Origin of the sequence: Amycolatopsis nalaikhensis (assembly GCF_030264295.1) — a bacterium.
GTDB classification, from domain to species: Bacteria; Actinomycetota; Actinomycetes; order Mycobacteriales; family Pseudonocardiaceae; genus Amycolatopsis; species Amycolatopsis nalaikhensis.
Window position 1 is genome coordinate 1,713,782 of the sequence record NZ_CP127173.1, and the last position, 12,908, is coordinate 1,726,689.

The window sequence follows — 12,908 nt, forward strand, 5'->3', positions numbered from 1 at the left end:
ACCTCGGGTGGTGGCCCCCGCGGCTTTGCGCCACGCTGAGGCCGTGTACACCCCGATGGACTCGCGGGCCTACGTCTGGATCCCGCCCCGGATGGTCGCCAAGCTGAAGCGCACACTCCCCCTGCTCGGCGCCGTGACCACCGCCGTCGCTCTCGCGACGTGCGTCGCCGTTCCCGTCATGGGGTACAGCCTGCCCACTCAGCACAGCACCACCAACGGCATCTCCGTCATGGTCGCCATGTTCAGCGCCGTTCTCCTGCTCATGTCCGGTGTCGCGCTGCTGTTCGCGCCCACCTGGGTGGAAGTCGGGCACCACCCGGGCGGGTCCGGGCACATCCTGCGGCTCCGCCCCGCCTCCGTCTCGGTCGGGCCGCTCTGCGGCGGGGCCGCGTCGATCGTCGGGCTCCCGCTCTTCTACCTCTTCTACGCGACCCCGCTGACCTGGTCGGACCCCGGGCCGGACAACCCCCACGGCTACATCAAGATCACCTTCGGGATCGCCGTCTACCTGCTCATGCCGCTGGTCGCCTTCGCGCTCGGCGTCGTCGACGTCGCCATCGGGTGGCCCCTGCTCCGGCCCTCCCGCGAGACCATCCACCGCTACAGCTAGTTCATCGTCACCGAGAAGTCCGTCAGGGTGAACCGCGCCTGCCCGCCGCCGGTCGAGCAGAACTCGATGCCGTAGCCGATCTGGTTGACCGTCGGGTTCGGCGGGATCAGGCCCTTGCCGATCGCCCACGCGATCATCGCCTTCAGGTCCACGCTCCCCGAGTACTGCGTCGTGCGGGACACGAACGCCACGTACCCCTCGTCGTTCGTCCAGACGTCGTACGTGAAGCCGCCCGCCGTGTACGTCGTCAGCTTGTCGCCCGACGGGACCTGCTTCAGGTTCTCCGTCCACACCATCACCTCGGTGACGCCGTCGCCGTCGCCGACTCCGTTGAGCCACACGTCGTACGCCACGTCGTAGATGCCCACCCCCGGACCGCGGCCCGCGAACGTCGAGGTGATCGCCGAATAGCCGTCGAACGGTTTCCCGTCCAGGCTGTTGATGTCCTTGTGCACATTCGGGTAGGTTTTCACCGACGTCGTCGACGGCTGGGTCGAATCGACGTACCAATTGTCGTGGGAGCACGCACGCAGTGTTTCCGGGCCCGCTTCGTCCTCGTTCCACATGTTGTTGTGGACGTAGTAGCCGCCGGTCTCCCAGCCGCCGTCCGGCTCACTCGTCGTGAACTCGGGGCTGCGGCAGCTGCGCACCGGCGTCGACACCGGCGTCGGCGGCGAAGAAACCGCAGGCCGAGGCGTAGCTGACGCCGTGGACGGCGCGGCCACCGACGTCGGCGGGGCGACCGAGGCGACCGGCGTCGGCGAGGACGCCGGGGGCGCGGCCACCGCGCCACCACCACCGTCGCCGCACCCGGCGAGCAAAAGAAAGGAAATGACCAACAAACCCGATCTTCGTCGCATTTTCCCGCCCGCAGCACCATTTCGGCAGAACGAGGCGGAACCCTAACACGAAAAACGGGGAATTCAGTCCGGGTCGAGGTCACGGGAAGTGATCGGCCGCCCGGGCAGCTCGGTTCCCGGGCGCGCGCTCAGCCCGTCGATCATGATCCCGACGCACCGGCGGGCCGCCATCTCGGCCACGTCCGCCGACTTCGCGCGCATCTGCCGCAGCAGCGTCGCGAACAGGATCGCGATGTCCCCCGCCCCGACGTCCTCGCGCAGCTTGCCCTCGGCCTTGGCGCCCGCGACGAAGTCGTCGAGGACCGCCAGGATCTCGTCGCGCAGCCGGCGGACCTCGGGGTCGCTCTTCAGGATCACCAGCGCGCGCTGCGACACCATCGCCAGCTGGACGCTCAGCTGCAGTTCCACCGACTGCCGCAGCAGGCGCTCCAGCGCGCGCCACGACGACGTCTCCTCCGCGGCGATCTCCTTGGCGTCGATCAGGACGCGCTCGAAGTTGTCCATCGCGACCGCGCGGACCAGCGCGTCTCGGTCGGGGAACCGCCGGTACAGCGTGCCGACGCCGACGCCGGCCGCGCGGGCGATCTCCTCCATCGGCACCTCGGGCCCCGAAGTGGCGAAGATGGTCTTCGCGGCGGCCAGGATCTGGTCGCGGTTGCGCCGCGCGTCCGCCCGCAGGGTGGTCTCGGGGTCTGCCGTCATGCCTGTTCGCCTTCCGCTTAATCGCGCGGGGTGATTCTCGCATGGTCAGACGGCCACACACCGCATCCGCAAGCCGTCACCCGTTAGCTAGTGGACGAAGTCCTTCCACATCGGTACCTTGGGCCATAGAACCGGAATGTAATCCTCCACATACTTTCCGTCCGATTTAGGGGGCCCGAAATGACCGAAGTCGCCGAATCCGCCACGCGGAGCGAGGTGTTCCCGCTCGTACGCAGCTGCCCGTTCTCCCCGCCGCCGGCCTACGAGGAGTTGCGCGAAGCGGGCCCGGTCCAGCGCGTCCGGCTGCAGTCCGGGCAGGAGGCGTGGGCGATCACCCGGCTCGAGGACGTCCGGCAGATGCTCACCGACCCGCGGTTCAGCTCCGACCGGTTCAACCCCGGGTTCCCGGTGCTCCTGAAGTCGGGGCGGCCGCAGCGGCGGAGCAACTTCACCGCGTCGCTGATCAACATGGACCCGCCGGAGCACGGTCCGGCGCGGCGCGAGGTCGTCGGCGAATTCACCGTCAAGCGCATGAAGGCCCTGCAGCCGCGGATCCAGCAGATCGTCGACGAGCACATCGACGCGATCCTGGCCGGCCCGAAGCCCGCCGACCTGGTCAGCGCGCTGAGCCTGCCGGTGCCGTCGCTGGTCATCTGCGAACTGCTCGGCGTGCCTTACCAGGACCACGACTTCTTCCAGGCGCGCAGCTCGACGCTGCTCAACCGGGAGGTCGACCAGCAGACCCGCATGCAGGCCGTCGACGAGCTGCAGGAGTACCTCGACCGGCTCGTCACCACCAAGGAGGCCGACCCGACCGACGACCTGCTCGGCCGCCAGATCGTCAAGCAGCGCGAGGAGCACGGCGACGTCGACCACGACTCGCTCGTCTCGCTGGCGTTCCTGCTGCTCATCGCCGGGCACGAGACGACGGCGAACATGATCTCGCTCGGCACCGTCGCGCTGCTGGAGAACCCGGACCAGCTGGAAGCTCATCAAGAACGACCCGGGCAAGACGCTCGACGCCGTCGAGGAGCTGCTGCGGTACTTCACGATCGCGGAGTTCGCGACCTCGCGCGTCGCCACCGAGGACGTCGAGATCGGCGGGCAGCTGATCCGCGCGGGCGAGGGCGTGCTCGGGCTGAGCTATTCCGGCAACCGCGACGAGGCGGCGTTCGAGGACGCCGACAAGCTCGACCTCGAGCGCGGCGCGCGCCACCACGTCGCCTTCGGGTTCGGCCCGCACCAGTGCCTCGGCCAGAACCTGGCCCGGATGGAGCTGCAGATCGTCTTCGACACGCTCTTCCGCCGCATCCCGGAGCTGAAGCTGGCCGCGCCCGTCGACCAGCTGCCGTTCAAGCACGACTCGTCGATCTTCGGCCTGTACTGCCTGCCCGTGACCTGGTGAGGGGGACGCCATGACGACCGTCGAAAAGCACGAGTTCCCGATGACCCGCACGTGCCCGTTCGCGCCGCCGCCGGCGTACGAGGAGATCCGCGAGGAGCAGCCGGTCTCGCGGGTGCGGCTGCCCGACGGCGGCTCGGCCTGGGTGGTCAGCAGGCACGAGGACGTCCGAACGGTCCTGAACGACCGCCGGTTCAGCGCGGACCGCCAGCACCCGGACTTCCCGCAGCTGGTCAAGGGCGGCGCGGCGTTCCGGCGCGACGACGAGCGCACGATGCTCACCATGGACGCGCCCGAGCACGGGCCGGCTCGCAAGGCCGTGCTCGGCGAGTTCACGGTGCGCCGGATGGAGGCGCTGCGGCCGCGGATCCAGGAGATCGTCGACGGGCAGATCGACGCGCTGCTGGCCGGGCCGAAGCCGGGTGACCTGGTGGAGACGCTGTCGCTGCCGGTGCCGTCGCTGGTGATCTGCGAGATGCTCGGCGTCCCGTACGCCGACCACGACTTCTTCCAGACGCACACGGCGAAGCTGATCAAGCGCTCGACGACGCCGGAGGAGCGCCGGGCGGCGTTCCAGACGGTGCGCGGCTACCTGAGCGACCTGATCGCGGAGAAGGAGCAGAACCCGCCGGACGACCTGCTGGGCAGGCAGGTCGTCAAGCTGCGCGAGGAGGGCACCTACCGGCGGCCCGCGCTGGCGTCGCTCGGGTTCCTGCTGCTGGTGGCCGGCCACGAGACGACGGCGAACATGATTTCGCTGTCGACGGTGGCGTTCCTGACCAACCCGGACCAGCTCGCGCTGATCAAGGCGGACCCGGGCCGCACGCTCGACGCCGTCGAGGAGATGCTGCGCTACTTCACGATCGTGGACGCGGCGACGGCGCGGCTGTGCGTCGAGGACATCGAGGTCGGCGGGCAGCTGATCCGCGCCGGCGAAGGCGTCCTGGCGCTGGGGTACTCGGCCAACCGCGACCCGCGGGCGTTCGACGACCCGGACGCCCTCGACATCGAGCGCGGCGCGCGCCACCACGTCGCGTTCGGGTTCGGCCCGCACCAGTGCCTGGGCCAGAACCTGGCCCGGATGGAGCTGCAGATCGTGTTCGACACGCTGTTCCGGCGCGTGCCGTCCCTGTCCCTGGCGGCACCGGTCGACGACCTGCCGTTCAAGGACGACGCGAACATCTACGGCCTGTACCGGCTCCCGGTGACCTGGTAGAGATCGAAGAGCCATCCCACCACAGCCAGAAGGAAGAACGATGAAGATCATCGCGGACACCGGCAAGTGCGTCGGCGCCGGTCAGTGCGTGCTCACCGAGCCCGCGCTGTTCGACCAGAGCGAAGAGGACGGCACGGTGATCGTGCTGAACGCGGAGCCGGACGGCGACCTGGTGGAGAAGGCCCGCGAAGCGGTCCACGTGTGCCCCAGCCAGGCCCTCTCCCTGGAGGACTGACCGCGTGGTTGTCGTGAGTGTTTAGGGCGGTTCTAACCGCCCTAAACACTCACGACCGAGTTATCCACAACGGTTCCGGTTGTCCACAGATTTGCCGGGCGGCTCCCGCGGGCCACCGGAGTCGACCATGGTCGAGGTATGCCACTTCATCGACGGTGGTCCCCCGACGAGTTGCCGGACCCGGCCAGACCGAGCTGGCAAGTCGTCCTCGACCGGCAACACGGCGTTCTCAGTCGCGGACAGCTCCGCGCCTACGGCCACAGCAAGGCGGATCTGGCGGCCAACGTGGAAGCCGGGCGGTGGCAACGCGTGCTGCCCGGTGTCTACGCGACGTTCACCGGTCCGCTGCCCCGGCCCGCGCGCTTGGTGGCGGCCCTGCTCTACGGCGGGAAGGACGCCGTCTTGAGCCATCACTCGGCCGCGGAGGAATCGGGCCTCATCCCGATCGCCGACCGGCCGGTGGAGATCACCGTGCCCTACACGAGCCGGCCGTTTCGCAGCTCCCGCTGGTGCTCGTTCACCGCTCACGCGCCCTGGTGCACACGACGCTGGAGGCGACGCCGCCCCGGACCCGCGGCCCGGACACGATCCTCGACCTGGCCGTATCACAAGAGACGGCCCGGAAGGCGACGCTTCTCGTCGTCGACCTCGTCAGCCGAAGTTCGATCTCGCTGGAATCGGTCGAGCACTGTGTCACGCACCGCCCGCCCTACCGCTACCGGGCCGCCATCCGCAAGGGACTCGGCTTGGTGCGCAACGGCTTGATGTCCGCCCTCGAAGTCGAATACCTCGAGCTGGTCGAGGATGGGCACGGGCTGCCCCGAGGTGATCGGCAGACACCCGTCGCCGTGGACGGGAAGACCCTCTGGGAAGACGTGACCTACGACAGCCACGGCGCCGCGGTCACCGTCCGGCTCGACGGCCGCGCCACCCACGCCATGGCGGACGTCGCCTTCCGGGACCGTCGCCGGGACAACGCTGCCGAAATCGCCGGCCGGGCCCGGCTCGTCTACGGCTGGACCGACGTGCACACCGCACCGTGCGCGGTCGCCGACGAAGTCCGCCAAGTGCTGCTCCGCGAAGGCTGGGACCCGACCGGGCACCGCGAACCCACCTGCAAGCGGTGCACGTCGTGAGTGTTTAGGGCGGTTAGTACTCCAGCTGTAGTTCGTGATCGGGTGCTGGGTTTTCGTGTCGTCGCTGGTAGTGGCTTTGCCGGGCGTGATGTTGGTGTCGTCGGCGCCAGGTGGACCAGGCCAGGATGTCGGCGACGCGGCGGGCTGGCTTGAGGATGAGCTGGGCGTAGAGGTGCCTGATCTCGTTGCGTGTCAACGGGATCAGGCCCTCATGCGGTTTTGTGTGGCGGGCATGGGCGGCGGCGATGGCGAGGAAGGCGTGGGCCAGCATGACCAGCGTGGTCCAGCGATACCAGGAGGTCCAGGTGCGGACCTGGTGCTCGTCCAGGCCGGTGAGTTCTTTGCCGGTCTGGAAGGTTTCCTCGATCGTCCAGCGACGCCCGGCAACGCGGGCGAGCTTGGCCAGCGAGACGCGGCGGGGGCTGTAACAGCGGTAGAACGCAGTCTCCCCGGTGCGCCGGTTGCGGCGCATCAGGATCCAGTGATAACCGGTGGTGCCCGCGGGGTGCAGCCGGATGCGGGCCCACAGGTAGTAGCGCCGGCCTTTCGCGCCCGCTCCGGCGGAGAGCTTCTGCCAGGCCCGTTTCGGCAGCGCGGCCGCCCGCTCATCAGCTCGCACGCTCTGCCTGCCGGGCCCGGGAATGCGATGGTCGCAGGCCACGGCCAGCACATAGGCCTGTCCGCGTTGTTCGAGCGGATCACGCAGGCCGGCAGCGTCTTTGCCGTAAGCCTCGTCCCCGGTCACCCACCCCACCCGCACGCCCGCGTCCAGCGCCCGGGTGATCATGGCCAACGCGAGCCGGGATTTCGTGGTGAACCGGGTCCCGGCGGGCACTCCGGCCCGGTCCCGGCGCCGGGGGTCCTCGGCCCAGCTTTCAGGCAGGTAGAGCTCACGGTCGATGAACGTATGCCCGGCCGGGGTGGAATACGTCAGGAACACCGACATCTGCGAGTTCTCGATCCGGCCCGCCGTGCCCGTGTACTGCCGCTGGACTCCGACCGACTCGGTGCCCTTCTTCAGGTCGCCGGTCTCGTCGATGACCAGCATCGCATCCTGATCACCCAGCTGCTCGACCACGACCTCGCGCAGGTCGTCACGAACCCCGTCCACGTCCCAGCTCGCGCGCGAGAGCAGGTTCTGCATCCCATGCGGGGTCGTGTCCCCGACAGCCTCGGCGATGGTCCAGCAGTTCACCCGAACCAGCCCGGCCAGCAGCCCCTGCACGAACCGCCCCGCGCGGCGACGCGACTCCACCCGCGCGAACCGGTGCCCCACCCGCACGAACATCTCACCCAGCAGCGACTGCCACCCCGCAGGGTCTACGCTGGCAGCCGCGGCCACCACATGATCTTGAGTTGTCTTCACAAACACCATGATCACGTGGTGGCCGCACCCATCTCACCGGCCCCCTCCAGCAAGATCACGAACTACAGCTGGAGTATTAGAACCGCCCTAAACACTCACGACAAGCCGGCCATCTACGCGAGGCGCAGGGTCGTTTCCGGGTGGAACGCGTGCGTCTCCCCTTCGCCTCGCAACGCCACTCGGACGTTGTCGCCCATTCGCGGCGGCGTACGGCCGTCGACTCGGACCACGAACCGGTCGTCGCCCACCTTTCCGTGCAGGTACGCGTCCGCGCCCAGCTCCTCCACCAACTCCACCACCAGCTCGAACCCGCCTTCGGAGACCAGCTGCAGCGACTCCGGGCGCACCCCGAAGACCACCTCGCGCAGGTCTCCCGCGGCCGACAGCACCGAACGCGGCAGCGGCAGCACGACGTCGCCCAGCTGGACACCGCCCTCCGTCAACGGCAGCGTCGCCAGGTTCATCGCCGGAGACCCGATGAAGCCCGCCACGAACGAGTTCGTCGGGTTCTCGTACAGCTCCCGCGGCGACGCGCACTGCTGCAGCACGCCATCCCGCAGCACCGCCACCCGGTCGCCCATCGTCATCGCCTCGACCTGGTCGTGCGTGACGTAGATCGTCGTCGTCCCGAGGCGCCGCTGCAGCTGCGCGATGTTCGCGCGCGTCTCCACCCGCAGCTTCGCGTCCAGATTGGACAGTGGCTCGTCCATCAGGAACACGCTCGGCTCGCGCACGATCGCCCGCCCCATCGCGACGCGCTGCCGCTGCCCGCCCGACAACGCCTTCGGCTTGCGGTCCAGGAACCGGGTCAGGTCCAGCATCGCCGCCGCCTCGCCCACCCGAGCCGAGATGTCCGACGACGACATGCCCCGCAGCTTCAACGCGAAGCCCATGTTCTCGGCCACCGTCATGTGCGGGTAGAGCGCGTACGACTGGAACACCATCGCGATGTCCCGGTCCTTCGGCGGCAGGTGCGTGACGTCGCGGTCGCCGATCCGGATGACGCCCTCGTCGATGTCCTCCAGCCCCGCGAGCATCCGCAGCGCCGTCGACTTGCCCGACCCCGACGGCCCGACCAGCACCAGGAACTCGCCGTCCGGCACCGCCAGGTCGAACTTGTCGACGGCGCGAACCGACTGCGCGCCCGGGTAGATCCGCGACGCCTGCTCGTAAACGACTCCGGCCATGGCTACTTCACCGCTCCCATCGACAGCCCCCGGACGAGGTGGTTCTGCGCGATCCAGCCGACGATCATCACCGGCAGCGAGGCCAGCAGCGCGGCGGCGGAAAGCTGGGCCCAGTACAGGCCCTCACTGGTGATGAACCCGACGAGGAACACCGGCACCGTGCCGGCCCGCGCCGCCGTCAGGTTGACCGCGTAGAAAAACTCGGTCCAGGAGAAGATGACGCAGATCAGCGCGGTCGCCGCGATCCCGGGCGCGACCACCGGCATGATGATCTTGCGCAGCAGCGTCGGCAGGTTCGCGCCGTCGATCCGGCCCGCCTCGATCATCTCGTGCGGCACCTCGAGGAAGAACGACCGCATCATCCAGATCGCCAGCGGCAGGTTCATCGACGTGTACAGGATGACCAGCGCCCACACCGTGTCCAGCAGCTCGGTGTTCTGCGAGATCACGTACAGCGGGATGATCGCCGCGACGATCGGCAGCATCTTCGTCGAGAGGAAGAACCCGAGCGCGTTCGACGTGCCCTTCACCGGCGCCAGCGACAGCGCGTACGCCGCCGGGACGCCGAAGAGCAGCACCAGGAGCGTCGAAATGATCGTGACGAACGCCGAGTTGGACAGGTACGGCAGGAACCCGCCGCTCAGGACGTTGCCGATCTGGTCGAACGTCGGCGTGAACAGCAGCTTCGGCGGGTCGGTGTAGGCGTCGGCCTCCTGCTTGAACGCCGTGAGGATCATCCACAGCAGGGGGAAGACGAACAGGATCGCGATCACCCAGGTCGCCAGGGTCAGGGACCCCTTGCCGTACTGCCGCTTGCGAACCGAAACCGTGGTCATTTCACGCCTCCGCTCACGGAGAAGGTGCGGAACATCAGGCGCAGCGCGAAGGTCGCGACGATCATCGTCAGGATCACCACGATCACGCCCATCGCCGACGACTGGCCGACGTCGAAGCCCTCGAACGCGCGCTGGTAGATGTAGTACGGCAGGTTCGTGCTGGCCGTGCCCGGCCCGCCCTGGGTCATCAGGAAGATCGCGTCGAAGCTGTTCACGATGTAGATCGCGCCCAGCAGCGTCGCCAGCTGCAGGAACCGGGACAGGTGCGGCAGCGTGATGGAGACGAACGTCCGCCAGCGGCTGGCACCGTCCACAGAGGCCGCTTCCAGGACCTCTTTGGACTGGCTCTGCAGCCCGGCCAGAATCAGCAGCATCATGAACGGCGTCCACTGCCACACGATCTGCGCCATCACCGCGGCCAGCGGGAACTCCGAAAGCCAGTCGACGTCGGTGCCGAAGACGAAGTGCAGCAGCCCGTACGTCGGGTCGAACATCGTCGTCTTCCACAGCAGCGCACCCGCCGCCGGGAGGATCAGGAACGGCGTGATCAGCAGCGTCCGGACGACGCCGCGGCCGAAGAACTTCCGGTCGAGCAGGATCGCCAGGCCGAGGCCGAGCAGCAGCGCGACGAGCACGCACACCACCGTCAGCACGACCGTGTTGAGCAGCGCGATGAGGAACGTCGTGTCGCTGAAGACGTCGATGTAGTTGTCGAGGCCGACGAAGTGCCGCGAACCCGGCCGGACCAGGTTCCACGACTGGAACGAGTAGAACACGGTGAGCAGGAACGGCAGCTGCGTCACCGCGATGACGAAGATCAGCGCGGGCAGCAGCGGCAGCCGCCGCTTCGCCGCGGTGCTGAGGCCGCGTTTCTCCTCGGTCTTCGCCTGCGTCTGGGAGGTGGGGGTGGATACGGAGAGCGTGGACATCACTGCACCGCCTTGTAGGAATCGCCCACCGTCTGGGCGTAGTCCTGGGACTGCTTCAGGGCGTCGTCGACGGACTCGCGGCCGGCGATCGCCGCCGACAGCTGCTGGCTCACCCGGGTGCCCAGGTCCTGGAACTCGGGGATGCCGACGAACTGGATGCCGGGGTAGGGCACCGGGTTCGCCATCGTCTTCTGCTGGTTCGCGTCCGCGATGCCGTCCAAAGTGGGCTTCGCGTAGGCCGCGGCGGCCTTGGTGTACTCGGGGATGTCGTAAGTGGACTGTCGCACGCCCGGCGGGACGCGGTTCCAGCCGTAGGTCTGGCCGACCTTCTGCACGTACGCCTTGTCGGTCATCCAGGCCATGAACTTCCAGGCCGCGTCCTTGTCCTTGGCGACCTTCGGGATGCCGAGCGCCCAGGTGTAGAGCCAGCCGCTGGCCTGGGTCTTGACGACCGGCGCCGGCGCGTACCCGGACTTGCCGACGATCTTGCTGCTGGAGGGGTCCTCGTTGGTGCCCGCCATGACCGTCGCGTCGTACCACATCGCGGCCTGGCCCTGGGTGTAGCGCGTGCCGCACTCGGAGAACCCGGCGCTGGAGGCGCCGACCTCGCCGTGCTCGCGGATCAGGTTGACGTAGAAGTTCGCGGCTTCCTTGAACTCCGGCGACGTCAGCTTGGCGTTCCAGTCCTTGTCGAACCACTGGGCGCCGAAGGTGTTGGCCACGGTGGTGAACGGCGCGAGGCTCTCGCCCCAGCCGGGCTTGCCGCGCAGGCAGATCCCGCTGACCCCCGCGGCCTTGTCGTCGAGCTTCGCGGCGAAGTCGGCGATCTGCTGCCACGTCGGCTTGGCGGGCATGGTGAGCCCGGCCTTGTCGAAGAGGTCCTTGCGGTAGGCCAGGAACGACGACTCGCCGTAGAACGGCACCGCGTACATCTGGTCCTGATAGGACAGTGACTGCTTGATGCTGGGGATGAAGTCGCCTTCGTCGTAGCCCGGGGTCGACGCCATGTGCGGTTCGAGGTTCTCGAGCCAGCCGTTGGCGGCCCACTGCGGGGCTTCGTAGTTGCTGATCATGACGACGTCGAACTCGCCGCCCTCGGTGGCGGTCGACGCCGTGATCTTCGCGCGGGCCTGGTTTTCCGGCAGGGAAACGAACTTCAGGTTGATGCCGGTGGCCTTCTCGAACTCCGGCGCGAGGGAGATCGCGTCCTTCATCTGCGGGTTGGACACGATCGCGATGACGAGCGTGCTGTTCCCCTGGCCGATCGATCCCGCGCCCGCGCAGCCGGTGACCAGCAGCGACGTCGCGGCGAAGAGGGTGAGGAGCTTACGCACGGCCGCCTCCCGGGAGTACTTGCACCTTGAGGCCCGAGCCGCTGCGCATCTTGGCCAGCGCCTCGGGGTACTGCTCGAGCGGCAGCGTGTCCGTGAGCAGCGAATCCGTGTCGATCGCACCGCTTGCGACGAGGTCGAGCGCGGCGCCGAAGCTGTGCAGCACGGCCATCGAGCCGACGATGGTGATCTCGTCGTTGTAGATGCGGAACGGCGAGAGCGCGACCCGGGCTTCCGCCGGGGCGACGCCGAAGACGAGCAGGCGTCCGCCGCGGCGGATCGAGTCGAAGGCCGCTTCGATGGCCGGGGCAGCGCCGGTGGCGTCGACGGCGACGTCGAACTTCTCGCCGTTCAGGTCGCTGACGTCCTTCGCGGTGGCGACGGCGCCGAGGCTCTTTGCTCGCGGCAGCCGGGCTTCGTTGCGATCCACGACCGTGACCTGCGCGCCGGAGCGCTGCAGCAGCTGCTGCATGATCAGGCCCATGGTCCCGGCGCCGACGACGAGGAAGCGCTCTCCGGCTTCGACGCCGACGCGGCGCACCCCGTGCACGGCGCAGGAAACGGGCTCGACCAGCGCACCCTGCTCCCAGGTCATCGAATCCGGCATGCGGTAGCAGGTGGACGACGGGACGGCGACGTACTCGGCGAAGGCGCCGTTGACGGTGTCGCCGGTGGCGCCCCAGTTCGCGCAGAGGTTGCCGTGGCCGGCGCGGCACGGGCCGCAGTAGCCGCAGAACAGGGACGGGTCGACGGCGACGCGGTCGCCGACCTTCCACTCGCCCGGCACGTCCGCGCCGAGCTCGACGATCTCCCCGGCGAACTCGTGCCCGGGGACGATGGGGTACGGGGTGGGCGGGAAGTGCCCGTCCGCGATGTGCAGGTCGGTGCCGCAGATCCCGCACGCTCCGACCTTGACGACGACCTGGCGTTCCCCGGGTTTCGGATCGGGCACCTCGCCGACCCTGATCTCACCGGGCCGGTCGACGATGGCGGCACGCATGCCTTGCCCCTTTCTCGCGCTCATATGAGCAGCGGTGACCTATGGCGTCGAGAACATGTGAAGGCATTACAGGTCTGACGTCGGTGTTACGTCAACCT

General features: G+C 68.5%; 12 protein-coding genes and 1 pseudogene. 5 read left to right on the forward strand and 8 right to left on the reverse strand.

Annotated elements, in window-relative coordinates:
* Positions 1-43 precede the first annotated feature (43 nt).
* Positions 44-610, forward strand: coding sequence for a hypothetical protein (locus tag QP939_RS08165; RefSeq protein ID WP_285455982.1), 567 nt, complete (start codon positions 44-46; stop codon positions 608-610).
* On the opposite strand, the gene QP939_RS08170 is transcribed toward QP939_RS08165, so the two are convergent.
* Both QP939_RS08170 and QP939_RS08175 read right to left on the reverse strand, forming a co-directional pair.
* Positions 607-1,395, reverse strand: a complete 789-nt coding sequence (locus QP939_RS08170; RefSeq protein WP_285455983.1) for a GH12 family glycosyl hydrolase domain-containing protein — start codon at positions 1,393-1,395, stop codon at positions 607-609. The two genes, QP939_RS08165 and QP939_RS08170, sit on opposite strands and share 4 nt — an antisense overlap.
* A gap of 138 nt (positions 1,396-1,533) precedes the next feature.
* A complete protein-coding gene (locus QP939_RS08175; protein WP_285455984.1) occupies positions 1,534-2,172 on the reverse strand; it encodes a TetR/AcrR family transcriptional regulator in 639 nt (212 codons plus the stop codon).
* Between the two features lie 180 nt (positions 2,173-2,352).
* Here QP939_RS08175 and QP939_RS08180 point away from each other — a divergent pair.
* The 4 genes and pseudogenes from QP939_RS08180 (at position 2,353) to QP939_RS08195 (ending at position 6,161) form a co-directional block, all read left to right on the forward strand.
* A pseudogene (locus tag QP939_RS08180) lies at positions 2,353-3,577 on the forward strand (cytochrome P450).
* Positions 3,578-3,587: 10 nt separating this feature from the next.
* Positions 3,588-4,790: a cytochrome P450 gene (locus tag QP939_RS08185; RefSeq protein ID WP_285455986.1), complete on the forward strand. Its 1,203-nt coding sequence runs from the start codon at positions 3,588-3,590 to the stop codon at positions 4,788-4,790.
* A gap of 40 nt (positions 4,791-4,830) precedes the next feature.
* Positions 4,831-5,025 (forward strand): ferredoxin, encoded by a 195-nt coding sequence (locus QP939_RS08190; RefSeq protein WP_285455988.1) that lies wholly within the window; start codon positions 4,831-4,833, stop codon positions 5,023-5,025.
* A 509-nt stretch (positions 5,026-5,534) separates the two neighbouring features.
* A complete protein-coding gene (locus QP939_RS08195; protein ID WP_285455990.1) occupies positions 5,535-6,161 on the forward strand; it encodes a hypothetical protein in 627 nt (208 codons plus the stop codon).
* Between the two features lie 13 nt (positions 6,162-6,174).
* Here QP939_RS08195 and QP939_RS08200 read toward each other — a convergent pair whose 3' ends face one another.
* The 6 genes from QP939_RS08200 to QP939_RS08225 all read right to left on the reverse strand — a co-directional run bounded on the left by QP939_RS08200 (position 6,175) and on the right by QP939_RS08225 (position 12,810).
* The gene (locus QP939_RS08200; RefSeq protein WP_285459667.1) at positions 6,175-7,449 is read right to left on the reverse strand and encodes an IS701 family transposase; all 1,275 of its coding nucleotides are present in this window, start codon (positions 7,447-7,449) and stop codon (positions 6,175-6,177) included.
* 191 nt (positions 7,450-7,640) lie between these two features.
* On the reverse strand, positions 7,641-8,714 hold the full coding sequence (locus QP939_RS08205; protein ID WP_285455991.1) for an ABC transporter ATP-binding protein: 1,074 nt from the start codon (positions 8,712-8,714) through the stop codon (positions 7,641-7,643).
* Between the two features lie 2 nt (positions 8,715-8,716).
* A complete protein-coding gene (locus tag QP939_RS08210; protein ID WP_285455992.1) occupies positions 8,717-9,550 on the reverse strand; it encodes a carbohydrate ABC transporter permease in 834 nt (277 codons plus the stop codon).
* A complete protein-coding gene (locus tag QP939_RS08215) occupies positions 9,547-10,479 on the reverse strand; it encodes a carbohydrate ABC transporter permease (protein ID WP_285455993.1) in 933 nt (310 codons plus the stop codon). Before QP939_RS08215 ends, QP939_RS08210 begins: the two co-directional genes overlap by 4 nt.
* Entirely contained in the window at positions 10,479-11,813 is a 1,335-nt protein-coding gene (locus QP939_RS08220; protein WP_285455994.1) for an ABC transporter substrate-binding protein, read from the reverse strand. Before QP939_RS08220 ends, QP939_RS08215 begins: the two co-directional genes overlap by 1 nt.
* On the reverse strand, positions 11,806-12,810 hold the full coding sequence (locus QP939_RS08225) for a zinc-dependent alcohol dehydrogenase family protein (protein ID WP_285455995.1): 1,005 nt from the start codon (positions 12,808-12,810) through the stop codon (positions 11,806-11,808). The genes QP939_RS08220 and QP939_RS08225 overlap by 8 nt, the downstream gene beginning before the upstream one ends.
* Positions 12,811-12,908 lie beyond the last annotated feature (98 nt).

What these genes read in the sequence shown, in the direction of transcription:
- QP939_RS08175 (WP_285455984.1), bottom strand. Translation starts at nt 2,172, where the DNA reads ATGACGGCAGACCCCGAGACCACCCTGCGGGCGGACGCGCGGCGCAAC.
- QP939_RS08185 (WP_285455986.1), top strand. Translation starts at nt 3,588, where the DNA reads ATGACGACCGTCGAAAAGCACGAGTTCCCGATGACCCGCACGTGCCCG.
- QP939_RS08190 (WP_285455988.1), top strand. Translation starts at nt 4,831, where the DNA reads ATGAAGATCATCGCGGACACCGGCAAGTGCGTCGGCGCCGGTCAGTGC.
- QP939_RS08200 (WP_285459667.1), bottom strand. Translation starts at nt 7,449, where the DNA reads ATGTTCGTGCGGGTGGGGCACCGGTTCGCGCGGGTGGAGTCGCGTCGC.
- QP939_RS08205 (WP_285455991.1), bottom strand. Translation starts at nt 8,714, where the DNA reads ATGGCCGGAGTCGTTTACGAGCAGGCGTCGCGGATCTACCCGGGCGCG.
- QP939_RS08210 (WP_285455992.1), bottom strand. Translation starts at nt 9,550, where the DNA reads ATGACCACGGTTTCGGTTCGCAAGCGGCAGTACGGCAAGGGGTCCCTG.
- QP939_RS08215 (WP_285455993.1), bottom strand. Translation starts at nt 10,479, where the DNA reads ATGTCCACGCTCTCCGTATCCACCCCCACCTCCCAGACGCAGGCGAAG.
- QP939_RS08225 (WP_285455995.1), bottom strand. Translation starts at nt 12,810, where the DNA reads ATGCGTGCCGCCATCGTCGACCGGCCCGGTGAGATCAGGGTCGGCGAG.